The organism is Kitasatospora sp. NPDC059462 (assembly GCF_042749955.1).
In the GTDB taxonomy this organism is placed as follows: Bacteria; Actinomycetota; Actinomycetes; order Streptomycetales; family Streptomycetaceae; genus Kitasatospora.
This window is the reverse complement of record NZ_JBHYUU010000134.1, coordinates 1-22,925: the sequence shown is the minus strand read 5'-3', so window position 1 is coordinate 22,925 and position 22,925 is coordinate 1. Positions and strand designations below refer to the sequence as shown.

The window sequence follows — 22,925 nt, the reverse complement described above, 5'->3', positions numbered from 1 at the left end:
CCGCCCTCCCGCCCAGTGCTTCTTGCCGAGCCGCCCAGCGAGCCCTACCCTGTTGACGGCGTCGTCATCGTCTGCTCGGTAGAAGACCCCGGCTCAGGCGTCCGCGGCCGCCGCGCTGCGGAGCGCCGCGTCCGGTGCGCCCGCCTCCTTCGCGCCGGACGGCCCGCCGGGAGCCCCCGCGGCACCCGCCGGGGCCTTGCCGGGCAGCAGGAACCAGGCCAGCAGCGCGCCGACCAGGGTGATCCCGGCGGAGAGCGCGGCCACCACGTGCATGGCGTGGATGAAGGAGTCGTTGGCCGGGCCGATCAGCTCCGTGCCCCGGTCGCCGAGCCGGGCGGCGACCGCCAGGGTGGCCTCCAGCGACTCGCCGGCCTTCTCCCGCAGTTCGGCGCTGGGCAGCTGGGCGAGCCGGTCGGAGATCCCGTCGCGGTAGACGGTGGAGAGCACCGCGCCGAGCACGGCGACCCCGAGCGAGCCGCCGACCTGGCGGAAGGTGTTGTTGACCGCCGAGCCGGCGCCCGCCTTCTCGCGGGGCAGCGAGCCCATGATCGCGACGGTGATCGGCGGCATGACGTGCGCCATGCCGACGCCCATCAGCAGCCCGAGCACGACCAGCACCCAGATCGGGGTGGTGGCGCCCAGCAGCAGGTAGCCGAGGAAGCCGACCGCGATGAACAGCATGCCGACGGCGCAGGTGGCGCGGACGCCGAAGCGGTCGACCACCAGCCGGGCGCGCGGGGCGAAGACCAGCTGGGCGGCGGCCAGCGGCAGCATCAGCACGCCGGCCTCCAGCGCGCTGTAGCCGCGCACGCTCTGGGTGTAGAAGACGCCGAAGAACGAGACGCCCATCAGCGCGAAGAAGACCACGCCGACCACCACCACCGAGGCGCTGAACACCTTGTTGCGGAACCAGTTGACGTCCAGCGCGGGGTGCGCGGCGCGGCGCTCGTGGAGCACGAAGGCGGCCAGCGCCAGCAGGCCCACCAGCACCGGGCCCCAGGCCTCGACGGCGGTGAAGTCGGCCAGCTCGCCGCCCTTGATGATGCCGTAGATCAGCGCCACCAGGCCGACGATGGACAGCAGCACGCCGACCGGGTCCATCCGGCCCGGGTTCGGGTCCTTGGACTCGGGGACCAGCACCGTCATGGCGATCAACGCCACGACCACGATCGGCACGTTGATCAGGAAGACCGAACCCCACCAGAAGTGCTCGATCAGCAGGCCGCCGGTGATCGGGCCGATCGCGATGGCCAGGCCGACGGCGCCGGCCCAGATGCCGATCGCCTTGGGCTGCTCGGAGCGCTCGAAGACGTTCATGATGATGGCGAGCGTGGCCGGCATGGCCAGCGCGCCGCCGACGCCCATCAGCGCGCGGTAGCCGATCAGCTCGCCCGGCGTACTGGCGAGCGCGGAGAGCAGCGAGGCGACGCCGAAGACGGCCATGCCGGCCAGCAGCGCCCGCTTCCGGCCGAAGCGGTCACCGAGCAGGCCGGAGGTGAACAGCAGTCCGGCGAAGACCAGGGTGTAGGAGTTGATCGACCATTCCAGGTCGCTCTGGCTGGCGCCGATGCCGGTGGGCGCCGGGGACGCGATGGTCTTCATCGCGACGTTGAGGATCGAGTTGTCGAGGACGACGACGAGCAGGGCGAGCACCAGGGTGCACAGGATCGCCCAGCGGCGGCGGTGGATGGCTTCCGGCACACGGGGTGGCGCGGCTGCGGTGGTCATGGATTCTTCCCGTCGTGGTACGGCGTGGCACTGGCGGGCATTTCGATCCGCGATCGTCTCGTAAACCCCCCTCGGCCAGCGTAGCGAGCTTTTCGATACGAGACGAATCCGTATCGTAAAACCGTGGCAAAGACTCACCGGCGCCCCGGCGGCGGGCCGCCGCAAGCGGAGTGACCCCCGCCCCTTTTGCGCCCGCGCCGGGCCGTGCAAGCATGGAGGTGATCCGGGGACGCCGCACGGCGCCACGAGACGACAACCCTTCAGGAGCCTGTTCGATGAACGCTTCTTCGCCCTCGCCTGCCCAGAACCGGGCGACGACGACCGCCACCCTCTACGGTGGGGTCACCAACCGCCGCGTCACCGTCCGCGACCTCGCCGCCGCCAAGCAGCGCGGCGAGAAGTGGTCGATGCTGACCGCCTACGACGCCCTCACCGCCGGCGTCTTCGACGAGGCCGGCACCCCCGTCCTGCTGGTCGGCGACTCCGCCGGCAACTGCCACCTCGGCTACGAGACCACCGTGCCGGTGACCATGGATCAGATGGTGATGCTCGCCGCCGCCGTCGTCCGCGGCACCGAGCGGGCCATGATCGTCGCCGACCTGCCGTTCGGCTCGTACCAGGAGTCCCCGGCCCAGGCCATGCGCAACGCGGCCAGGCTGATGAAGGAGGCCGGGGTCGGCGCGGTCAAGCTGGAGGGCGGGGAGCGCAGCGCCCGCTCGATCGAGCTGCTGGTCGAGGCCGGCGTCCCGGTGATGGCCCACATCGGCCTCACCCCGCAGTCCGTGCACGCCTTCGGCGGCTACCCCGTCCAGGGCCGCGGCGACGAGGCCGCCCACCAGCTGCTGCGCGACGCCAAGGCGGTGCAGCAGGCCGGCGCCTTCGCGGTGGTGCTGGAGGCGGTGCCCGCCGAGCTGGCCCGGGAGGTCACCGAGCAGCTCGCCGTTCCCACCGTCGGCATCGGTGCCGGTGCGGACTGCGACGCCCAGGTGCTGGTCTGGACCGACTTCGCCGGGATGACCGCGGGCCGGGTGCCCAAGTTCGTCAAGCAGTACGCCGACCTGCGGGCCGTCCTCGGCGGCGCCGCCCGCGCGTTCGCCGAGGACGTGCGCGGCGGCGCCTTCCCGGCGCCGGAACACACCTTCCACTGACGCGCACCGTCACCGGGGCCCGGCCGCGGCCGTGGCCGGGCCCCGGTGACAGCGGGCTGACAGCGGGCCGACAGTGCCCCGCGGGCCCGCCGCCGCACCGGCCGGCCCGCTGACAGCGGGGTGACAGCCGGGGCGGACAGCCTTGGGGCATGACACGCATCGCCACCGCCCCGAACGACCGGGGGCCCGCCGCGGGGAACGCCGTGGAGGTCCACGGCATCGTCAAGCACTTCGGCGAGACCAAGGCCCTCGACGGGGTCGACCTCACCGTCCGCGAGGGGACCGTCCTCGGTGTGCTCGGCCCCAACGGGGCCGGCAAGACCACCCTGGTCCGCGTCCTGTCCACGCTGATCAAGCCCGACGCCGGCACCGCCTTCGTCGGCGGCTACGACGTGCTGCGCCAGCCCAAGCAGCTGCGCCGCACCATCGGCCTCACCGGCCAGTACGCCTCCGTCGACGAACTGCTCTCCGGCTACGAGAACCTCTATCTCATCGGCCGGCTGCTCGACCTCTCCCGCCGCGACGCCAAGGCCCGCGCCACCGAACTGCTGGAGCGGTTCTCGCTCACCGAGGCCGCCAAGCGGCCCGCCAAGACCTACTCCGGCGGCATGCGCCGCCGCCTCGACCTGGCCGCCTCGATGATCGGCCGGCCCCGGGTGCTCTACCTGGACGAACCCACCACCGGCCTCGACCCGCGCACCCGCAACGAGGTCTGGGACGAGGTCCAGCGGATGGTCGCCGAGGGCTCCACCGTGCTGCTCACCACGCAGTACATGGAGGAGGCCGAGCAGCTCGCCGGCGAGCTGACCGTCATCGACCGCGGCCGGGTGATCGCCGCCGGCGGCGTCTCCGAGCTCAAGGCCCAGGTGGGCGGCCGGACCCTGCAGGTGCGCCCGGTGCGCCCGGCCGAGCTGCCCGAGATGGCCCGCTGCCTCCAGGACACCGGCATCACCGCCACCTTCTCCGCCGACACCGGCGTGCTGTCGGTGCCGATCACCGCCGACGAGCAGCTGACCGCCGTCATCGGCGTGCTCGGCACCCGCGGCTTCGCGGTCGCCGGCATCGACACCAAGCTGCCCAGCCTCGACGAGGTCTTCCTCGCCATCACCGGCAAGCCCGCGGACCGTCCGGCCCCCGCGGACACCGTCCCCAGCCTCGCCAAGGAGCCCGTCGCATGACCACCGCCACGCTCGCCCCCGCCCGGGCCGAGGACACCGGGATCGGCCTGGCCGGCCACCTGCGGCACGTCGGCGCGCTGACCCGCCGCAACCTGATGCGGATCAAGGCCGACCCGGAGTCGATGTTCGACGCCGTCCTGATGCCGGTCATCTTCACGGTGCTGTTCGTCTACGTCTTCGGCGGCGCCATCTCCGGCGGCCAGGACGCCTACAAGCAGTACATGATCCCCGGCCTGCTCGGGCAGACCGGGCTCACCCTGGCGATGGCCGTCGGCACCGGCCTCAACAGCGACTTCCAGACCGGCGTGATGGACCGCTTCCGCACCCTGCCGATCGGCCGCTCCTCGGTCCTGCTGTCCAAGATCGCGGCGGAGACCTGCCGCGCCCTGCTGTCCTTCACCATCCTGATCGTGTTCGCGCTGATCCTCGGCTTCGAGCTGAACGGCGGCCCGCTGAGGACGCTGGCGGCGGTCGGCCTCTCGCTGGTGTTCGGCATGTCGATCGTGTGGATCTCGATGCTGCTGGGCATGGCCCTGCGCAGCGCCCAGGCCGTCCAGGGAGTCGCCATGCTGGTGCTGATGCCGATGCAGTTCGGCAGCTCGATCTTCGCCCCGACCGACACCATGCCGGGCTGGCTGCAGGCCTTCACCAAGGTGAACCCGCTGTCCGGACTGGCCGACGCCTGCCGGGCGCTGATGAACGGCCACGGCGCGGTGGCGCACCCGACCTTCGTCGTGCTGGCCTGGTCGGCCGCCATCACCGCGGTCTTCGCGCCGCTCGCCGTCGCCCGGTTCCGCAAGCGGACCTGAGCGGTGGGCGGACGACCGGACCCCGGGGTGCGCGAGGGGAGCACCCCGGGGTCCGGCGCGTCCCGGGACGCGGGGCGGCCGTCGGCGGGGCGTGCGCCGGCGGGGCGGCCGTCAGCCGACCACCCGGTTGAGCAGCGCGGTGGCCTCCAGCACGGACAGCGCGCGCCCCTCGGCGGCCGCCGCCTCGAACACCGCGTCACCCAGCAGGTCCCGCAGGCTCTCCTCGGCCCGCTCGCGCTCCACCCGGTCGAGGAAACCGCCCCGCGGCCCGTTCATCCCGGCGTGCGCGCCGAACAGCACCGCGGCCCTGCGGGCCTTGTCGAGGTCCCCGTCGCGCCGGGCGAAGACCTCCAGCACCCCGATCACCGGCGGCAGCATCATCACCGACAGCTGCTCGACGAACCCGCTCGCGGCCGCCGACACCGAGCGCAGCAGCACCCGTCCCTCCTGGACGAGTTCGAGCCCCCGGTCCGGATCGCCGCCACGGGCGGTGATCCAGCCCCGGGTGACGGTCAGCATCCCGCCGACCACGTCCGGGGCGAACGCGCCGACCCGCGTCCAGTTCAGCGCGTCCAGCTCCGCCAGCGCCGCCTCGTGGTCGCCGCGCAGGGCCTGGATGCCGCAGAGCATCAGGCGCCCGAAGAGCAGCGCGCCGTTGGTCGACTGCTTGTCGCCCGGCGTGATCCCGGCCAGCGCCTCGCGGATCACCCGCTCCCCCGCGTCCCTGTCCTGGTCCAGCATCGCCGAGCCCAGGTGCACCCGCAGCATCGGCACCTCCTGCGGCGCGCCCAGCTCCTCGGCCAGCTCGATCGCCCGCCGGTACGCCTCGACGGCCTCCGCCGCCCGCCCCTGGTTGGCCAGCGACTCGCCGCGCGCGGACAGCGCCTGGGACATCCCCCACAGGTCGCCGGACCGGCGGTACAGCTCCAGCGACTCCTCGCCGTCCAGGGTGCTCTGCGCCGCGCCGTCCGGCCAGTCGTTCATCATCTTGGCCCGGATCTGCAGGATGAACGCCAGGTCGGTGGAGCTGCCGTGCCGCCGGCAGCCCTCCACCGCGTCGTCCAGCAGCTCCTGCATGGTGTCCAGCTGCCCGACCAGGAAGGCGCCGAAGACCCGCATCAGCCCGGGGAAGCGGTAGGCCTGCGGCAGGTCCGGGGTGTAGGCCTCGGTGACGTTCCGGGCCAGGGCGACCGCGTCCGGGTCCGCCAGCACGTCCAGGTTGCCCTCGAACAGGCTGATCAGCCGGCAGATGACGACCGCCCGGCGGGCCTCGTCGGCCACCTCCGGCGGCATCGGCAGCGGGTACTCCAGCACCGGCCGGTCCAGCGGCACCGGGCGGGTGTCCGGGCCGAACGGGTCCGGGCCGATCGTCAGCACCGCCTCGTACCAGCGGCGGGACTCCTGGCTGAAGCCGCGCAGCGACCAGTACCAGCTCATGCCCAGCACCAGGACCAGCGCCTCGCCCTCGTCCCGGCGGTCGACGGCGCGGCGCAGCGCGGTCCGAATGTTGTCGTGCTCCCGCTCCAGCACCGCCAGCCAGTGCAGCTGCGCCGGGCCGTGGACGTTGAGGTCGGCGGTGCGGACCAGTTCGCGGAAGTACGCGACGTGCCGGGCCTCGGTCTCCCCGGTCTCCCGCGCCTCGGCCAGCCGCTCGACCGCGTACTCGTGGATGGTCTCCAGCATCCGGTAGCGCGGCGGGCCGTCCCCGGTCAGGTCGGCGACCAGCAGGGACTTGTCGACCAGCGAGAGCAGCAGGTCGGCGACCTCCTCGCCGGGCACCTCGGCGCCGTCCGAGCAGACCGCCTCGGCCGCCTCCAGCGTCCAGCCGCCGGCGAACACCGCCAGCCGGCGCAGCACCGCGCGCTCCTGCTTGCCGAGCAGGTCCCAGCTCCAGTCGACCACCGCGCGCAGCGTCTGCTGACGCGGCAGCAGGGTGCGGCTGCCGGCGGTGAGCAGGGCGAACCGGCCGTCCAGCCGGTCGGCGATCTGCCGGGCGGTCATCACCCGCAGCCGGGCGGCGGCCAGCTCGATGGCGAGCGGCAGGCCGTCCAGCCGCCGGCAGATCTCGGCGCACGCCTCCGGGTCGCTCTGCGGGTCGAAGCCGGGCCGGGCGGCGGCGGCCCGCTCGGCCAGCAGCCGCAGCGCCACCGGGTCGGGCAGCGGCTCCACCGGCAGCACGGTCTCCCCCGGCACGCCCAGCGGCTCGCGGCTGGTGGCCAGCACGGTCAGGCCGGGGCACTCGGTGAGCAGGCTCTCGGCGAGGTCGGCGGCGGACTGGATGAGGTGCTCGCAGTTGTCCAGGACGAGCAGCATCCGGCGACGCCCGCAGTACTCGACCAGCCGGCGCACCGGGTCGTCGCTGCGGGCCTCGATCACCTCGGCGACCATGCTGGCGCCGGTGTGCAGGACGGTCTCGCGCAGGCCGAGCGCGGAGACCACCGCGCCGGGCACCGCGTCCGGGCGCTCCAACGGGGCCAGCTCGGCCAGCCAGACGCCGTCCGGCCAGTGCCCGGCGGCCTGCTCCAGGCGGCCGGCCTCGACCGAGAGACGGGTCTTGCCGGAGCCGCCGGGGCCGGTCAGGGTGACCAGCCGACTGGTGGCCAGCACCGAGCGCAGGGCGGCGAGGTCGTGCTCGCGGCCGACGAAGCTGGTGAGGCGGCCGCGCAGATTGCCCGCGGGGCGGGCCGGCGCCGGGGCGGGGGGTACCGGGGCCGCGGGCGCCGCTGTCGCGGGCGGGGCCCCGGTGGGCGGTCCGGCGGGGGCCAGCAGCTCGGCGTGGAGGGTCCGGAGCTGGCGCCCCGGGTCGACGCCGAGTTCCTCGGCCAGCGCGCGCCGGGTGCGCTCGTAGTGCTGCAGCGCCTCCGCCGTCCGGCCGCTCTCGTGCAGCGCCCGCACCATGAGGTACTGCAGCGGCTCGTCCAGCGGCTGCCGCTCGCACAGCTCGGCGAGCTCGGCCACCAGCTCGGCGGCCCGGCCGAGGCCGAGGTCGGCGGTGATCCGGTGCCGGCGGACCTCCTCGCGCTGCGCCTCCAGCCGGGTGGCCGGGCCGCCGCGGTCCGGCAGGTCCGCGAGCACCGGGCCGCGCCACAGCGCGAGTGCGGCCCGCAGCCGCTCGGCGGCCTCGGCGTGGTCGCCGCGCTCCAGCGCCCGGCGGCCCTCGCCGGCCAGCCGCTGGAACTCGCCGAGGTCGGTCACCGGGTCGGTCAGCCAGTACCCGGCCGGGCCGGAGCCCACCCGGTCGCGGCCGATGGTGCGGCGCAGCCGGCCGACCAGGGTCTGCAACGCCGCCGAGGAGTCCTGCGGCGGATCGGCGTCCCACACCTCGTCGACGAGCAGGTCGGCCGGCACCGGGCGCCCGTGCCGCAGCGCCAGCGCGGCGAGCAGGGCGCGCAGCCGGGCGCCGCCGAGCGGAACCGGGGTGCCGTCGTCGTGGTGGGCGGTGGTGGTGCCGAGGATGCCGTAGTGCACCGCACCATTCTGGTGGATCGGCGCGGCCGGCCACGCACATTTGTCCGGTCCGCCACCCTGACCCGACCCTGACTCCCGGAGCCCCCCGGAACCGGTACCGGGCTCCGTACGTTCATCCGGGGCGGCTTGTCCGGCGCGGGCGCGCCCGGCATGATCGGCCTCTGCCCCTTCCCCACGCGACCCCGACCACCGGAGCACCCACACCATGACCTTCGCCGCCACGCAGCGCTCCCGCAGCGAGGACCGCCGGATCAGTCCGGTGTTCTGGGCGCTGCTCGCGATCCTCGTCACCGCCGGCATCGCCGTCCACCAGGGGTACGGCAACGCCCGTTTCGGGATCTTCCTGTTCGTGGTGGCCGGCTGGATGGTCTCGCTCTGCCTGCACGAGTACGCGCACGCGCGGACCGCGCTGCACGGCGGCGACATCAGCGTGGGCGCGAAGGGCTACCTGACCCTCAACCCCTTCAAGTACGCCAACGTGCTGCTCAGCTTCGTGCTGCCGATCGTCTTCGTGCTGCTCGGCGGCATCGGCCTGCCCGGCGGCGCGGTGTGGATCGAGCGGCACCGGGTCCGGGGCCGGCTCAAGCACAGCCTCATTTCGGCCGCCGGACCGCTGGTGAACCTGCTCGCCGCCGTGCTGCTGCTGGTCCCGGTCGGCGCCGGCTGGCTCGACGACCCCGCGGTGCACGCGGTCTGGAACGGCTTCGAGCTGAACGTCTCGCCGTTCGCGCTGGCGCTGGGCTTCCTCGGCATGCTGCAGCTGAGCGCGACCCTGCTGAACCTGCTGCCGGTGCCCGGCCTGGACGGCTACGGGATCATCGAGCCGTGGCTGTCGTACCGGACCCGGCGGGCGATCGAGCCGTTCGCGCCGTACGGCATGCTGGCGGTCTTCGCGCTGCTCTGGCAGCCCGAGGTGAACCACTGGTTCTTCGAGGCCGTGTACGGCGTGATGGACCTGCTGGGCGTCGACCGCGCCTACCCGCAGGTGGGCCACGAGCTGTTCACGTTCTGGAAGGACTGACCCGCGGGTCAGGACTGCTCGGCGGCCGCCCGGGCCAGCTTCTCGCGGCGCACGTTCATCCAGAGCACGTTGCTGGCGATGCCCGCCATCGGGAGCCAGATCAGGCCGAGCCACCAGCCCTGCACCAGCGAGACCACGGCGGCGGCCAGCGCGAGAACGGCGACGATCGAGGCGAGGACGGACGTGCGGGGCATGGCGGCAGACTCCTGGGGCCGGTGGACGGACGGTCCCCATTCTCGCCGACCTCACCTGCGGACCGGGTCCAGGGGTGAGGTCGGCGAGCCGGTGATCGGACGTCGGTGATCAGACGTCGGTGATCCGCAGGCCCGCGTGGGCCTTGTAGCGGCGGTTGACCGAGATGAGGTTCGCCACCAGCGACTCCACCTGGTGGGCGTTGCGCAGCCGGCCCGCGAAGATGCCGCGCATGCCGGGGATCCGCCCGGCCAGCGCCTGCACGATGTCGGTGGCCTCCCGCTCCTCGCCGAGCACCATCACGTCGGTGTCGATCCGCTCGATCGACTCGTCCTGGAGCAGCACCGCCGACAGGTGGTGGAAGGCGGCCGTCACCCGGGAGTCCGGCAGCAGGGCGGCGGCCTGCTGGGCGGCGCTGCCCTCCTGCGGGACGAGCGCGAAGGCGCCCTGCTTGTCGAAGCCGAGCGGGTTGACGCAGTCCACCACGATCTTCCCGGCCAGCTCCTCGCGGAGCGCGGTGAGCGTGGCGGCGTGGCCGTCCCACGGCACCGCGACGATCACGATGTCGCTCTCCCGGGCGGTGGCGGCGTTGTCGGCGCCGCGCACGCCGTGGCCGATCGCGTCCGCCGAGGCCTGCGCGCGGGCCGCGTCGCGCGAGCCGATGATCACCTGCTGGCCGGCCTTGGCCAGCCGCAGGGCCAGCCCCCGCCCCTGGTCGCCGGTGCCGCCGAGGACACCGACCACGAGCTGCGAGACGTCCGGCAGCTCGTGGGCCGGGTTTGTCGCTGAATCGAGGGAAGTCATGGCCCGATCCTGCCAACCGCCGGGCCTCCGCGTCATCCTGTGGCCCATGGACGCGGTGAGAGTTTCGGCACTTCGGGAGCGGTTGGAGGGCACCGGCTGGCTGGAGGCCGTCGGCGGTTTCGCCGGTGAGCTGCGGCGGTCGGTCTCCCGGCGCGGCGCGGGCGAACTGCTGCTGGTCGGCACCGAGGCCTACGAGCCCTGGCACCTGGCCGCCCATCTGGAGGACGAGGCCGCCTGGTCGGCCGTCCCCCGGCTGGCCCCGACGCTGCTGCGGCACCGGGTCCCGGAGCGGGCGCCGGCGCACCTGGCGCACGGCCTGGGCCGGCTGACCGGGGCCGGGCGCGGGGCGACGGTGCTGGTGGTCGCCCCGGCGGCGGCCGGCGGGACGCTGCTGGAGCGGGTGCACGACGCCCGGCGGCACGGCGCGACGGTGCTGGCGGTGGACGGCGCCGGGTCCGCCGACCTGGCCGGGCTGGCGCACCGGCGGCTCACCGTCGGCACGGGTGAGGAGGAGCCGTTCGACCTGGCGCAGCACCTGGTCAGCGCCGCCGCCGGGCAGCGGCCCGCGCGGCGGGCGGCGCTGGACCGGCTGGCGACGCTGGCCGGGCGGCTCGCGGCGGGGCCGACGGTCAGCCGCTGGTAGGGCGCGTGGCAGGGGCCGGGGCGGGGGCGCGGCGGGGGTACGGCCGGGGGCGCGGCGGGCCGGTAAATCGATTGCGGCCCGGCCGGGCGCCCCGCAGGATGGTCGCTCGTGAACGACGCCGCCGCGCCCCCGACCGGCCGGGCGAGGTCCCTGCTGCGCTCGGTCGCCCCCGACCTCTCCCCCTGGCGCTCCTCCCGGGACTTCCGCCTGCTCTGGCTCTCCGGCTGCGTCACCAGCTTCGGCAGCTTCCTCACCTACGTCGCCGTGCCGCTGCAGATCAAGGAGCTCACCGGCTCCTCCTTCGCGGTCGGCCTGGTCGGCGCCTTCGAGCTGGTCCCGCTGATCGTCTTCGGCCTCTGGGGCGGCGCCCTCGCCGACGCCCTGGACCGCCGCCGGCTGGTGCTGTTCGCGGAGGCCGGGCTCGGCCTGCTCAGCGTGCTGCTGCTGGTCAACGCGCTGCTGCCGACGCCGGTGCTGTGGCCGGTCTACCTGGTGGCCGCGCTGGTCGCCGCCGCCGACGGCCTGCAGCGCCCGTCGCTGGACGCGCTGACCCCGCGGGTCGTCCGGCACGACCAGCTGGCCGCCGCCTTCGCACTCAACTCCCTCTACCGCAACGTCGGTTCGGTGGCGGGACCGGCACTGGCGGGCGTCGTGGTGACCTTCGCCGGGGTGCAGACCGCGTACGCGCTGGACGTCGTCACCTTCGGTGCCTCGTTGCTGCTGCTCGCCCGGATCCGCGCCGTCCCGCCGCCGACCGACGCCGAGAAGCCCTCGGTGCGGGCGGTGCTCACCGGGATCCGCTACGCGTGGAGCCGCAAGGACCTGCTGGGCACCTACGCGATCGACCTCTGCGCGATGCTGTTCGCCTTCCCGGTGGCGATCTTCCCGTTCCTGGCCGCCGATCTGCACGCCGACTGGGCGCTCGGCCCGATGTACGCCGCCTCGGCGGTCGGCGCCCTGCTCGTCTCGGTCACCAGCGGCTGGACCTCCCGGGTCCACCGGCACGGCCGGCTGCTGCTGGCCGCCGCGCTCGGCTGGGGCGCGGCGATCGCGGTGGCGGGCCTGTCCGGCTCGGTCTGGTGGGTGCTGCTCTGCCTGGTCGCGGCCGGGGGCGCCGACGAGGTCAGCGGCATCGCCCGCTCCACGCTGTGGAACCAGTCGATCCCGGACGAACTGCGCGGGCGGATGGCCGGGGTGGAACTGCTCAGCTACTCCGTGGGGCCGCAGCTCGGCCAGGTCCGGGCGGGCGGCATGGCCGGGCTGGTGGGCGTGCGGGCCTCGGTGTGGATCGGCGGCGCCGCCTGCGTGGTGGGCGTGCTGGCGCTGGCCACCGCGTTGCCCCGGCTGCTCTCGTACGACGACCGCACCGACCCGAACGCGGCCGCCGTCCGCGCCGAGCACGAGCGGGCGGCCGCCCGGCGGGAGGCGGCGGAGCGGGAGGCGGCGGAGCGGGGGCCCGCGGAGCAGGCGCCGGCGGACGCGTCCTGAGCCGGCGCCCGGCCCGTCACTCCCCGGGCGGGTCCGCGGGCCTGTCGCTCCAGCGCGGGTCGTTGGTCCACTCCCGGTTGCGCAGCTCGGCGGTCTCCAGCGCGTGCGCCGCCTCCTCCCGGGTGGCGTACGGGCCGAGGCGGTCCTTGGCCGGGCACTCCGGCCCCTCCTCGACCTTGCCGTGCTTGATGCAGTAGAACCACTCGCCGGGCCGGCCGGTCGGCTTGCTGCGGCGGAATCCCAGGGGCATGGTGTGGTCACCTCCGTGTCAGTGGGTCGTGGCTCGCGTTCCCGGTGCGGCGTCGCGTCGTCCCGATCATTCCCCGCCCGGGCACCGTCCGCACACCCGGTGCCCGGCCGCGGCGCCCGGCCACGGCCTGCGGGGCCCGCCAACTAGACTCGCCGCCATGGCTCTCGTACCCGGCATCCAGTCCCCCACTCGCAAGGTCCCGGCGCACATCGCGCGCCCCGAGTACGTCGGGAAGCCCGCCCCGGCGGCGTACACCGGGCCCGAGGTGCAGACCGCCGAGACGATCGAGAAGATGCGGATCGCCGGCGGGATCGCCGCCCGGGCGATGGCCGAGGCGGCCGCGCTGATCGCGCCCGGCGTCACCACGGACGCGCTGGACGCGGTCGCCCACGCGTACATGTGCGACCACGGCGCCTACCCGTCCGACCTCGGCTACCGGGGCTTCCCCAAGTCGGTCTGCACCTCGATCAACGAGGTCATCTGCCACGGCATCCCGGACTCGACCGTCCTCCAGGACGGTGACATCGTCAACATCGACGCCACCGCCTACATCCACGGGGTGCACGGCGACCTCAACGCCACCTACCCGGTCGGCGACGTGGACGAGGAGTCCCGGCTGCTGGTCGAGCGGACCCGGGAGTCGCTCGACCGGGCGATCAAGGCGGTCAAGCCCGGCCGCCGGATCAACGTGATCGGGCGCGTCATCGAGTCCTACGCCAAGCGCTTCGGCTACGGCGTGGTGCGGGACTTCACCGGGCACGGCATCAACACGTCGTTCCACTCCGGCCTGATCATCCCGCACTACGACAGCGAGCGGGCCACCGAGGTGATCAAGCCGGGCATGACGTTCACCATCGAGCCGATGCTCACCCTCGGCACCCACGACTACGAGATCTGGCCGGACGGCTGGACCGTCGTCACCAAGGACCGCAGGCGCACCGCCCAGTTCGAGCACACCCTGGTCGTCACGGCGGACGGCGCGGAGATCCTCACCCTGCCGTGACGACCGCTCCGGCGCGCCCCGGGCCGAGGGGCGCGCCGGAGGCGGGCGTGCGGTCGAGGGCGCAGGTCAGCCGATGAGCCACTGCTCCTCGGCGACGGCGCCCACCTCGGTGCAGGCGTCGGTCAGCACGTCCAGGACGCGCAGCGGGTCCGGCAGCGGCAGCTCGGGGCCGCGCAGCCAGCGCACCTCGGAGCCGTCCGGCAGCGCGGCCGGCGGCAGCAGGGTGTACGAGCCGCGGCAGTGCCAGCGCAGGCCGGGGTGCTCGGACATGGTGTCCGGCGTGGAGTCCAGGGCGCTCGGCCACCACTCGTCCTCGTCCACCGGGGTGCCCCTGGTGGCGGTGAAGAACAGGTAGCGGTCCTCGCCGACGGCGGCCACCGGACCCTCGACGCCGAGGGCGGCCAGCCGCTCCAGGGCGAGGCGTCCGGCCTCGGCCGGTACGTCCAGCACGTCGTGGACGCGGCCGGTGGCGGTGATGAAGTTGGCCTGCGGGTCGCGGGAGAGCCAGCGGGCGAGCTGCTCGGGATCGGTGGTCGCCTGGGTCTGCCAGGCGAAGGAGACCGGGTGCTGGGCGGGAGCCGGACAGGCGACCCGGTCACAGGAACAGCGGTAGCCCGCCGGATGGGCCGCGGGGGCGAGCGGGAACCCGGCGCGGACCGCGCCGAGCAGTTGGTCCAGTCTGGCTGCGGGGCTGTCGGCGGCCGCCGGGCGGCCCCTCTCACGGTCACGCTTCTGCCACCAGGCCGTCCACCTGCCGCCGGATTCCATCGGGCCCCTTCCGCGCATTGCCGTGCCTGGTGTGACACAGCGTTCGACGTACCACTCCGACGCAACGCACGGCGCCCCCCGCCGCTTCCCCGGGTGGTGCTCGGCCCTGCATTCCCGCGCCCTGCCGGCCGGAGCCGGGGTAGCCGGACGGCCGACGCCGGGGTCACGGTACGGAGTCACTGCGGCACGACGGCTGCGGCTCGGCGGCCCGGCGGGGCACGGTGAGGTGCGCCTCGCCCGGCCCGTACGGGCCCGCTGACCCGGGTGGACCCCGAGGGCGTAACAGGAAGGATAAGGGTGCGCGGGCCCTCCGGATGACCGGGGGCGGTGCCTCTCCGGTCACACTCCCGCCACCCGGCCCCCACACCGCCTCCGCCCCGCCCCCGCGGGGTGAGACCCTGGTGGGGTGAAGAGCGCGGACACCGAATTCGTCGGCGGCCCCCTGGACGGCCGGATCCTCCCCGTCCCGCTGGGGCCGATGTACGGCGTGCCCAAGAAGTACACCGTGCCGGTCCCTTCGCACGGGGACACCCCGGCGCGCACACTGGTGTACGTCCGGGCCAAGCAGCAGCGGGGCGCCCGCTGGTTCTGGCGTTACGAGTACGACGAGGCGGCCACCGCCCGCGCTTCCGGGTGACGGCCGCCTCCCCTCGCGGGAGGACGGCGATGGCGAGAACCGTACGGCACCCCAGGACGCGCGCCGAGGCGGTGGCGCACCACAACCGGCAGGTGGCCGCGGTCACGGCCGTCCTGCTGGTGGTGGTCAGCCTCTACAGCGCGGTGCTCGGCCCCGACGGCTGGCTCTGGTTCGGCTGGTCGGTGCTGCTGCTCGTGTGCGTGGGGCTGTTCGCCGTCCGCTCCTGAGCGGCGCACCGCCGTCCGCCGCCGTCCACCCGGTCAGGCGTCCTCGGCGAGGATCAGGTAGAGCTTCTTGCGGGCCTCGTTGAGCACCTCCAGGCCCTTGGCCCGCTGCGCCTCGTTGCCCGTCGTCATGACCTGCCGGACGGCGTGGTCCACGGCGCCGAGCGCCTGGCCGACCTCCTGGACCGCGGCCCAGTCGATCTCCTGGCCGGCCTCCGCCCACGGCTCGTCCGGCCCGGCCTCGGCCTCGGCCCGGCCGGCCCCGGTGAGCGAGACCAGCCGCTTGCCGCCGGTCTCCTCCGCCGTGACCAGGCCCTCCTCCTCCAGCAGCTGGAGGGTCGGGTAGACCGAACCGGGGCTCGGCCGCCACGCCCCGCCGGACCGCTCGGCGATCTCGGCGATCATCTCGTAGCCGTGCATCGGCCGTTCCTTGAGCAGCGCCAGCAGCGAGGCGCGCACGTCCCCGCGCCGGGCCCGCCCGCCGCGCCGGCCACCGCGGACCCACGGCGGGCCGCCGAAGCCGCCCCGGCCCCACGGCGGACCCTGCCGTCCGCCCGGCCCGCCGAACGGCGGCGGGCCGAAGGGACCGAACGCCCCCCGGCCCTCGTGGTACTCGCCGGGCATCCCGGCGAACTCCGGCCCCGGGCGGCACCCGCCGGGGCCCGACTCGCCACGGAATCGTCCTGGGCGCATCGCACCCACCTCCCGTTCGGGCCGCTCCGGGGCGGCCCCGTCGACGATGAACAGACGATCGGAACGAACAGTCGTATCACTGTCCCGATAACTCGACGATATATCGGTGACTGTCGGCCGTCAACGGATTCCGGTCCGGCCTGCGGCGCGTCGCGGCGCCCGGACGCTACGGTGCGGGGCATGGCCGGAGAACGAGACCTCGCGACACTGCTGCGCGACCTGCGCCCCCAGCTCAACCCGGGGCGGTACGTCTACTGCACGCTGCCCACCAGGCTGCCCGCCGGACTGCGGCCGGTGGCCACCGTGGCCGAACCCGAGGGGGTGACGGTGGTGGTCGCCCAGGAGGAGGCCGACGCGCTCGGCCTGCCCTACGCGTACGTGGCCGCCTGGATCACCCTGCGGATCCACTCGGCGCTGGAGGCCGTCGGCCTCACCGCCGCCGTCGCCACCCGGCTGGCCGAGGAGGGGATCAGCTGCAACGTGCTGGCCGGCTACCACCACGACCACCTGTTCGTCGCCGCCGACGACGCCGAGCGCGCCCTGCGCGCCCTGGAGGACCTCTCGGCCGGCGCCGCGCGCACCGCCCGCACCGTCTGACCGGCCGGACGCGCCGGGTGGCCGCCCCGCCGGGCGGCTCGGAGACTGGAGGGGCCGGGCACCCCCGCCCGGCCCCTCCCCTCCGCCCGGAAGGAAGTGCGCCGCCATGGCCATCTGCGTCACCTGCGGCAACGACTACTGGCTCGCCTTCGAGATCAAGACGGTCACCGGCGACGTCTACACCTTCGACAGCTTCGAGTGCGCGATGGAGAAGCTCGCCCCGCGCTGCGAGCACTGCAACGTCCGGATCGTCGGCCACGGCGTCGAGGTGGCCGGCATGTTCTTCTGCTGCGCCAACTGCGCCCGGGTCAACGGCGGCCTGGGCTCCCAGGTCCGCGACGCCGTCGGCGCCCACCCGGGCTGATCCGGCGCCCCCGGAACGACGGAACCCCCCGGCCGGGTGGTGTCACCCGGCCGAAGGGGAAGGGGCGGAAGAGTCGGCCTGTACGCCGGGTTCTGTCACCCGGGTTGCTCACGCGGCCCGGGGAGACGGCCATCCATCTAGGGCTGCCGTTGCCGACAGCCTCGTGCGGTCCACCCGCGGACTCGGGCGAGCAGCCCTCAAGCATCCGCGCACGGCGCCCTGGGGCGCCGATCTTGACCTTGCTCCAGGTGGGGTTTACCGAGCCGGCCGGGTCACCCCGGTCGCTGGTGGTCTCTTACACCACCGTTTCACCCTTACCCGTCGCCGAAGCGGCGGGCGGTCTGTTTTCTGTGGCACTGTCCCGCGGGTCACCCCGGGTGGGCGTTACCCACCACCCTGCTCTGTGGAGCCCGGACGTTCCTCGGCGGGTCCTGAGGACCCGTCGCGGCCGCCCGGCCGGCTCTTCCGCCGTAGTGGTCATGGTAGCCGCTCGGGCGGGGCGTCCCGTACTCCGGGGCGGGTCAGCGGCGGATCGCCGCCGAGGCGGGCGGCCACCCGGGTGGCGGTGGCGGTCCCCCAGGCGGAGGTGGTGACCAGGCCGAGGATCCCGATCGTGGCGCCCAGGGCCGCCACGATGTACCAGCCCGCGTGGCTCGCCGGGGCGAAGCCGGAGGCGACCGTGCCGACCACCGAGGAGGTGACCACGGTGCCGATCACCGCGACGCCGAGCGACTGGCCGACCTGCCGGCTGGTGGAGGCCACGGCCGCCGCCACCCCCGCCTGGGCGCGCGGCATGCCGGAGACGGCGGCGTTGGTGATCGGCGCGTTCACGAAGCCGAAGCCGAAGCCGAACAGCCCGTACGCGGCCAGCAGCAGGCCCGGCGGGGAGTCCGCGGCCAGCCGGGTCAGCAGCAGCCCGCTGGCGACCAGGCCGAGGCCGGCCAGCACCAGCGGCACCCGGGGCCCGCGGGCGCCGACGATCCGGCCCGAGAGCGGCGCGCAGACCAGCATCATCCCGGCCATCGGCAGCGTCCACAGACCGGCCTCCATCGGGCTGTAGCCGCGGACGTCCTGGAGGTAGAGGGTGTTCAGGAAGAGGAATCCGCCCAGCGAGGCGAAGGCGCAGACCGCCGTCACCGTGGCGCCGGTGAACGGCGCGCTGCCGAAGAACCTCGGGTCGACCAGCGGCTCGGCGACCCGTCGCTCCCAGAGCGGGAAGGCGACCAGCGCGGCGAGCGCCGCCGCGGCCAGGCCGAGGATCAGCGGGGACGTCCAGCCGTGCGCCGGGCCCTCGATGATCGCGCCGGTGCCGCAGCCCAGCAGCACCATCATCAGCAGCTGCCCCACCGGGTCCGGCCGGCGGGCCCGGGGCGCGCGCGACTCGGGCACGTAACGGGCGGTCAGCAGGAAGGCCAGCAGGCCGACCGGAACGTTGATCAGGAAGATCGCCGGCCAGCCCGCGGCGTGCACCAGGAAGCCGCCGAGCAGCGGCCCGAGCGCCATCGAGATGCCGACCACCCCGCCCCAGACGCCGATCGCCCGGGCCCGCTCGCGCGGCTCGGTGAAGGTGTTGGTGATGATCGACATCGCCACCGGGTTGAGCATCGAGCCGCCCACCGCCTGCACCGCCCGGAACGCGACCAGCCAGCCCAGACCGGGTGCCAGGCTGCAGAGCAGCGAGCCGAGCACGAACACCAGCAGGCCGGTCTGGAACACCCGGCGGCGCCCGAGGCGGTCGGCCAGCGAGCCGAACAGCATCAGCAGCGAGGCCAGCACCAGCGTGTAGGCGTCGATGATCCACTGCAGGCCGGAGGCGGGGGCGTCGAGGTCCCGCTGGATCTGCGGGAGGGCGATGTTCACCACGGTGTTGTCGAGCCCGACGATGAACAGGCTCAGGCAGCAGATCGCCAGGACGAGCTGCCGGCGGCGCCGCCCGGGATCGGTGGACGGCGGGCTCAGGGGGGTCGCATCGGACACGGATCGATCCTCCCACCCGGGCGGTCGCCGGGCGGTGGCGGAGCAACCCGTCCGGGTGGCGCGCCCACCGGCGGCTTCAGCGCCCGGGGAGCGCGCGCCGCACCGGGGCGAACGGGCCGGCCGGGCGCCGGCGGCCGGCCGTTCTCCGAGGTGGGGGTGGGTTGCGTAGGGTGGCGTGGTCCCGTGGCCCGGAGTGTGGAGGAGTCCGTCGTGCTGGTGCTGTTGCCGCCCTCGGAGGGGAAGGCCGCGTCCGGGGACGGCGCGCCGGTGGCGCTCGGCGGGCTGTCGCTGCCCGGGCTGACGGCGGCGCGGGCGGAGGTGCTGGAGGCGCTGGTCACGCTGTGCCGCGGGGACGAGGACACCGCCGCCGAGGTGCTCGGGCTGAGCCCGGGCCTGCGCGGCGAGGTGGCCCGCAACGCCGGGCTGCCGACGGCGGGGGCGCTCCCGGCCGGGCAGGTGTACACCGGGGTGCTGTTCGACAACCTCGGGCTGGCGACGCTGGACGAGGCCGCGTACGGCCGGGCCGAGCGCAGCCTGCTGGTGTTCTCCGGCCTCTGGGGCGCGGTGCGGATCGGCGACCGGATCCCGCCCTACCGCTGCTCGATGGGGGTGAAACTCCCCGGCCCCGGGGCGCTCGGCGCGTTCTGGCGGCGGGCGATGGCGGACGTGCTGCCGCAGGCGGCCGACGGCCTGGTGCTGGACCTGCGCTCCTCCGCCTACGCGGCGGCCTGGAAGCCGGCCGGCGAGGTGGTCTCCCGGACGGCGACCGTACGGGTGCTCCAGGAGCGGGACGGCCGGCGGACCGTCGTCAGCCACTTCAACAAGGCCACCAAGGGGCGGCTGGTCCGCGACCTGCTGGTGGCGGGCGCCGAGCCGAAGACGCCGGGCGAGCTGCTGGACGCGCTGACCGGCCTCGGCCACCGGGTGGAGGTCGCGGCCGAGGGCACCGTGCGCAAGCCGTGGCAGCTGGACGTGGTGGTCACCGACGTGCACTGAGCACGGCGGAGCACCGGGGCCGGCCGCTCCGGCCGGCCCCGGCGGCCGTCAGCGCAGGTGCCCGGTGTCGTTGAGCAGCCGCAGCGAGGCGTTGCCGTCCGCGTAGTACTGGACGGCGCAGAGCGAGGCGGCGGACAGCTCCATCCGGTACAGCGCGTCCGGCGGGGCGCCGAGCGCCAGCCGGACCAGCGTCTTGATCGGGCTGACGTGCGAGACCACCAGCACGGTCTTCCCCGGGTGGCGGGCGAGGACCTTGTCCCGGGCCACCCCGACCCGGTGGGTGAGGGTGGCGAAGCTCTCGCCGCCCCCGGTCGGCCGGACCTTGGTGGAGCCGAGCCAGGCGGTGAGGTCCTCCGGGTGGCGCTCCCGCACCTCGGCGAAGGTCAGCCCCTCCCAGGCCCCGAAGTCGACCTCGCGCAGCCCCTCCTCGTAGCGGACGTCGAGGCCCAGCCGGGCGGCGACGGTCTCCGCGGTCTGCCGGGTGCGCCGCATCGGCGAGGCCACCACGGCCTGGATCGAGCCGCGCGCGGCCAGCGCCTCGGCGGCCCGCTCGGCCTGCCAGCGGCCCTTCTCGGAGAGCTCCGGGTCGGTGCCGCCGCTGCCGGAGAACCGCTTCTCCGGGGTGAGGTGCGTCTCGCCGTGCCGGAGCAGGACGAGCGTGGTCGGGGTGCCGAGGTCCGCCGGGGCCGCCCAGCCCGCCTTGGGCGCGGCGGTCTCCAGCGGTTCCTCGGCGAGGGGCGCGGCGGCCGGTCCGGACGCGGCGGCGGGCCGGGGCTCCCACGGGCGGCCGGCCTTGCCCGCGTCCATCGCCTCGTTGGCGAGCCGGTCGGCCTCCTTGTTCTTCTCGCGCGGGATCCAGGAGTACTGGACCCGGCCGCGCGGGAAGACCTCACGGGCCTCGGCGGCGAGCGGCTGCATGTCCGGGTGCTTGATCTTCCACCGGCCGGACATCTGCTCGACGACCAGCTTGGAGTCCATCCGGACGTCCACCGCGGCGTCCGGGTCGATCTCCCGGGCCGCGCGCAGCCCGGCGATCAGCCCCTTGTACTCGGCCACGTTGTTGGTCGCGTGGCCGATGAACTCCGCCGCCTCGGCGAGGATCCGCCCGGTGTCGCCGTCGCGGACCACCGCGCCGTAGCCGGCCGGCCCCGGGTTGCCCCGGGAGCCGCCGTCCGCCTCGACGACGAGCCTGCGCACCGCCACCGGCTCAGACGCCGGAGTCGGCGGTGCGGACCAGGATCCGCGAGCAGTTCTCGCAGCGGACCACCTTGTCGGCCGGCTCGGCCTTGATGGAGTTGAGCTCGGTGATCGAGAACTCGGTGCGGCAGCCCTCGCAGCGACGCTGGTACAGCCGGGCCGCGCCGACGCCGCCCTGGGTCTCGCGCAGCTTGCCGTAGAGCTTCATGAGGTCGGCCGGGATGACGGCGGCGACGGCCTCGCGGCCGCGCCGGACCTTCTCGGCCTCGGCGTCGATCTCGGCGTACGCGGCGTCCCGGCGGGCCTCGGCCTCGGTCAGCACGACGGTGGAGTGCTCCAGGCGCGCGCCCAGCTCGGTGACCCGGGTCTGGGCGGACTCCAGCCGCTCCATGATCTCCAGCACGACGTCCTCCAGGTCGCCCTGGCGCTTGGCCAGCGAGCCGATCTCGTGCTGGAGGTTCTCCAGGTCCTTGGGCGAGGTGATCGCACCGGAGTCCAGGCGCTGCTGGTTGCGGGCGGCCCGGCTGCGGACCTGCTCCACGTCCTGCTCGGCCTTGGTGAGCTCGCGGGTGGTGTCGCCGTGCTGGGCCTGGGCGGCGACCACCAGGTCCTTGAGGGCGGTGTGGTCGGCGGTGACCTTGTCGATCTCGGCATGCTCGGGCAGGCTGCGCCGCCGGTGGGCCAGCTGGTCGAGCTTGGAGTCGATGGCCTGGAGGTCGAGCAGGCGGATCTGGTCGGCGGGCGCGGCGTTCAAGCGGAGAGCTCCTGTGAATCGGGTCAGGCGGGGAAGGACATGGGGGCGTGCGCGGTCCACGGGTCGGTGACCGTGCGGGAGACCCGGGTCTCCACGGTCCAGCCGTGCTTCTCGGCGGCGCCGTGCAGCGCCCGCTCGGCCAGCGGCAGCCACGGCCACTCGGTGGCCCAGTGCGCGGCGTCGACCAGGGCGACCGGTGCCGCCTCGGCGGCCTCGGAGGCCGGGTGGTGGCGCAGGTCGGCGGTCAGGTAGGCGTCCACACCGGCCGCGCGCACCTCGGCGAACAGGCTGTCGCCGGAGCCGCCGCAGACCGCGACCCGGCTGACCAGGCGGTTCGGGTCACCGGAGACCCGCACGCCGGCGGCGGTGGCCGGCAGCCCCTTCGCGACGTTCGCGGCGAACACGGCGAGGGTCAGCGGGGGCTCCAGCAGGCCGACCCGCCCGGTGCCGCGCCGGCCCAGCGGGTCGGTCGGGTCCGGGACGAGCGGGCCGGTGACGGTCACGCCGACCGCCCGGGCGAGCGCGTCCGAGACGCCCGGGTCGGCGTGGTCGGCGTTGGTGTGCGCCACGTGCAGGGCGATCCCGTGGCGAATCAGGGTGTGCACGACGCGGCCCTTGAAGGTGGTCGCGGCGACGCTGGTGGTGCCGCGCAGGTACAGCGGGTGATGGGTGACCACCAGGTCGGCCCCCCACTCGACGGCCTCGTCGACGACCGCCTGCACGGGGTCGACGGCGAACAGCACGCGACGGACCTCGGCCTGAGGGTCCCCGCAGACCAGGCCGACGGCGTCCCAGGACTCCGCCCACTGCGGCGGGTACAGCTCTTCGAGGGCGGTGATGACGTCGGACAGTTTCGGCACCTGTCGAGACTACCGTGCGCGCGGGGGACGGCGGTCCGCGCGGTTGCCCCGCGGGACCCCCGGCGCCCGCCCCGGCGCGGCGGTCCGGGGCGTACGGCTGCGCGTCAACCTGCGGCGCGGTGTGCG

At 74.7% G+C, this 22,925-nt stretch carries 23 protein-coding genes and 1 other RNA gene; 12 read left to right on the top strand and 12 right to left on the bottom strand.

Going from position 1 to position 22,925, the window contains the following annotated elements; all coding sequences use genetic code 11:
• Nucleotides 1-93: 93 nt before the first annotated feature.
• Nucleotides 94-1,728, bottom strand: coding sequence for an MFS transporter (locus ACFXAM_RS27675; protein WP_380295177.1), 1,635 nt, complete (start codon nt 1,726-1,728; stop codon nt 94-96).
• A gap of 275 nt (nt 1,729-2,003) precedes the next feature.
• Here ACFXAM_RS27675 and panB point away from each other — a divergent pair, with 275 nt between their 5' ends.
• From panB to ACFXAM_RS27660, 3 genes are all read left to right on the top strand, one after another.
• Entirely contained in the window at nt 2,004-2,876 is an 873-nt protein-coding gene (panB, locus tag ACFXAM_RS27670; protein WP_380295175.1) for a 3-methyl-2-oxobutanoate hydroxymethyltransferase, read from the top strand.
• Between the two features lie 149 nt (nt 2,877-3,025).
• Complete coding sequence (locus ACFXAM_RS27665) at nt 3,026-4,054, top strand: ATP-binding cassette domain-containing protein (protein WP_380295173.1); 1,029 nt, start codon at nt 3,026-3,028, stop codon at nt 4,052-4,054.
• Nucleotides 4,051-4,863, top strand: coding sequence for an ABC transporter permease (locus ACFXAM_RS27660; RefSeq protein WP_380295171.1), 813 nt, complete (start codon nt 4,051-4,053; stop codon nt 4,861-4,863). Before ACFXAM_RS27665 ends, ACFXAM_RS27660 begins: the two co-directional genes overlap by 4 nt.
• A gap of 111 nt (nt 4,864-4,974) precedes the next feature.
• On the opposite strand, the gene ACFXAM_RS27655 is transcribed toward ACFXAM_RS27660, so the two are convergent.
• Nucleotides 4,975-8,331 (bottom strand): BTAD domain-containing putative transcriptional regulator, encoded by a 3,357-nt coding sequence (locus ACFXAM_RS27655; protein ID WP_380295169.1) that lies wholly within the window; start codon nt 8,329-8,331, stop codon nt 4,975-4,977.
• 205 nt (nt 8,332-8,536) lie between these two features.
• On the opposite strand from ACFXAM_RS27655, the gene ACFXAM_RS27650 reads away from it, so the two are divergent.
• Complete coding sequence (locus ACFXAM_RS27650) at nt 8,537-9,352, top strand: site-2 protease family protein (RefSeq protein WP_380295167.1); 816 nt, start codon at nt 8,537-8,539, stop codon at nt 9,350-9,352.
• Nucleotides 9,353-9,360: 8 nt separating this feature from the next.
• Here the strand turns inward: ACFXAM_RS27650 and ACFXAM_RS27645 are convergent, their stop codons facing one another.
• Both ACFXAM_RS27645 and npdG read right to left on the bottom strand, forming a co-directional pair.
• The gene (locus ACFXAM_RS27645) at nt 9,361-9,546 is read right to left on the bottom strand and encodes a hypothetical protein (RefSeq protein ID WP_380295165.1); all 186 of its coding nucleotides are present in this window, start codon (nt 9,544-9,546) and stop codon (nt 9,361-9,363) included.
• 109 nt (nt 9,547-9,655) lie between these two features.
• Nucleotides 9,656-10,348: an NADPH-dependent F420 reductase gene (gene npdG / locus ACFXAM_RS27640; protein ID WP_380295164.1), complete on the bottom strand. Its 693-nt coding sequence runs from the start codon at nt 10,346-10,348 to the stop codon at nt 9,656-9,658.
• A gap of 46 nt (nt 10,349-10,394) precedes the next feature.
• On the opposite strand from npdG, the gene ACFXAM_RS27635 reads away from it, so the two are divergent.
• Both ACFXAM_RS27635 and ACFXAM_RS27630 read left to right on the top strand, forming a co-directional pair.
• Nucleotides 10,395-10,991, top strand: coding sequence for a hypothetical protein (locus ACFXAM_RS27635; RefSeq protein WP_380295162.1), 597 nt, complete (start codon nt 10,395-10,397; stop codon nt 10,989-10,991).
• Nucleotides 10,992-11,099: 108 nt separating this feature from the next.
• Complete coding sequence (locus ACFXAM_RS27630) at nt 11,100-12,479, top strand: MFS transporter (RefSeq protein WP_380295160.1); 1,380 nt, start codon at nt 11,100-11,102, stop codon at nt 12,477-12,479.
• A 16-nt stretch (nt 12,480-12,495) separates the two neighbouring features.
• Here the strand turns inward: ACFXAM_RS27630 and ACFXAM_RS27625 are convergent, their stop codons facing one another.
• Nucleotides 12,496-12,729, bottom strand: a complete 234-nt coding sequence (locus tag ACFXAM_RS27625) for a hypothetical protein (protein ID WP_380295158.1) — start codon at nt 12,727-12,729, stop codon at nt 12,496-12,498.
• A 157-nt stretch (nt 12,730-12,886) separates the two neighbouring features.
• Here ACFXAM_RS27625 and map point away from each other — a divergent pair, with 157 nt between their 5' ends.
• A complete protein-coding gene (gene map, locus ACFXAM_RS27620; protein WP_380295156.1) occupies nt 12,887-13,732 on the top strand; it encodes a type I methionyl aminopeptidase in 846 nt (281 codons plus the stop codon).
• Nucleotides 13,733-13,798: 66 nt separating this feature from the next.
• Here map and ACFXAM_RS27615 read toward each other — a convergent pair whose 3' ends face one another.
• Nucleotides 13,799-14,500 (bottom strand): bifunctional DNA primase/polymerase, encoded by a 702-nt coding sequence (locus ACFXAM_RS27615; RefSeq protein ID WP_380295154.1) that lies wholly within the window; start codon nt 14,498-14,500, stop codon nt 13,799-13,801.
• 406 nt (nt 14,501-14,906) lie between these two features.
• Here ACFXAM_RS27615 and ACFXAM_RS27610 point away from each other — a divergent pair, with 406 nt between their 5' ends.
• A complete protein-coding gene (locus tag ACFXAM_RS27610) occupies nt 14,907-15,137 on the top strand; it encodes a hypothetical protein (RefSeq protein ID WP_380295152.1) in 231 nt (76 codons plus the stop codon).
• A 29-nt stretch (nt 15,138-15,166) separates the two neighbouring features.
• Entirely contained in the window at nt 15,167-15,364 is a 198-nt protein-coding gene (locus ACFXAM_RS27605; protein WP_380295150.1) for a hypothetical protein, read from the top strand.
• A 33-nt stretch (nt 15,365-15,397) separates the two neighbouring features.
• Here the strand turns inward: ACFXAM_RS27605 and ACFXAM_RS27600 are convergent, their stop codons facing one another.
• Nucleotides 15,398-16,054 (bottom strand): PadR family transcriptional regulator, encoded by a 657-nt coding sequence (locus tag ACFXAM_RS27600; protein ID WP_380295148.1) that lies wholly within the window; start codon nt 16,052-16,054, stop codon nt 15,398-15,400.
• A 180-nt stretch (nt 16,055-16,234) separates the two neighbouring features.
• Between ACFXAM_RS27600 and ACFXAM_RS27595 the strand changes: the two genes are divergently transcribed.
• Nucleotides 16,235-16,651 (top strand): ACT domain-containing protein, encoded by a 417-nt coding sequence (locus tag ACFXAM_RS27595; protein WP_380295146.1) that lies wholly within the window; start codon nt 16,235-16,237, stop codon nt 16,649-16,651.
• 106 nt (nt 16,652-16,757) lie between these two features.
• Nucleotides 16,758-17,015 carry a Prokaryotic metallothionein gene (locus tag ACFXAM_RS27590; RefSeq protein WP_380295144.1) on the top strand — a complete coding sequence of 86 codons (258 nt, stop codon included), beginning with the start codon at nt 16,758-16,760 and terminating at the stop codon, nt 17,013-17,015.
• A gap of 65 nt (nt 17,016-17,080) precedes the next feature.
• On the opposite strand, the gene rnpB is transcribed toward ACFXAM_RS27590, so the two are convergent.
• Nucleotides 17,081-17,479, bottom strand: an RNA gene (gene rnpB, locus ACFXAM_RS27585) — RNase P RNA component class A.
• 13 nt (nt 17,480-17,492) lie between these two features.
• Complete coding sequence (locus tag ACFXAM_RS27580; protein WP_380295143.1) at nt 17,493-18,992, bottom strand: MFS transporter; 1,500 nt, start codon at nt 18,990-18,992, stop codon at nt 17,493-17,495.
• Nucleotides 18,993-19,202: 210 nt separating this feature from the next.
• On the opposite strand from ACFXAM_RS27580, the gene yaaA reads away from it, so the two are divergent.
• On the top strand, nt 19,203-19,988 hold the full coding sequence (gene yaaA / locus ACFXAM_RS27575) for a peroxide stress protein YaaA (RefSeq protein WP_380295179.1): 786 nt from the start codon (nt 19,203-19,205) through the stop codon (nt 19,986-19,988).
• Nucleotides 19,989-20,036: 48 nt separating this feature from the next.
• On the opposite strand, the gene ACFXAM_RS27570 is transcribed toward yaaA, so the two are convergent.
• Genes ACFXAM_RS27570 through ACFXAM_RS27560 form a run of 3 tightly spaced genes read right to left on the bottom strand, consistent with a single transcriptional unit; the run spans nt 20,037 to nt 22,799 of the window.
• Nucleotides 20,037-21,185 carry a bifunctional RNase H/acid phosphatase gene (locus ACFXAM_RS27570; protein ID WP_380295141.1) on the bottom strand — a complete coding sequence of 383 codons (1,149 nt, stop codon included), beginning with the start codon at nt 21,183-21,185 and terminating at the stop codon, nt 20,037-20,039.
• Between the two features lie 10 nt (nt 21,186-21,195).
• Nucleotides 21,196-21,939, bottom strand: coding sequence for a zinc ribbon domain-containing protein (locus tag ACFXAM_RS27565; RefSeq protein WP_380295139.1), 744 nt, complete (start codon nt 21,937-21,939; stop codon nt 21,196-21,198).
• Nucleotides 21,940-21,962: 23 nt separating this feature from the next.
• The gene (locus ACFXAM_RS27560; RefSeq protein ID WP_380295137.1) at nt 21,963-22,799 is read right to left on the bottom strand and encodes a Nif3-like dinuclear metal center hexameric protein; all 837 of its coding nucleotides are present in this window, start codon (nt 22,797-22,799) and stop codon (nt 21,963-21,965) included.
• Between the last annotated feature and the right edge of the window lie 126 nt (nt 22,800-22,925).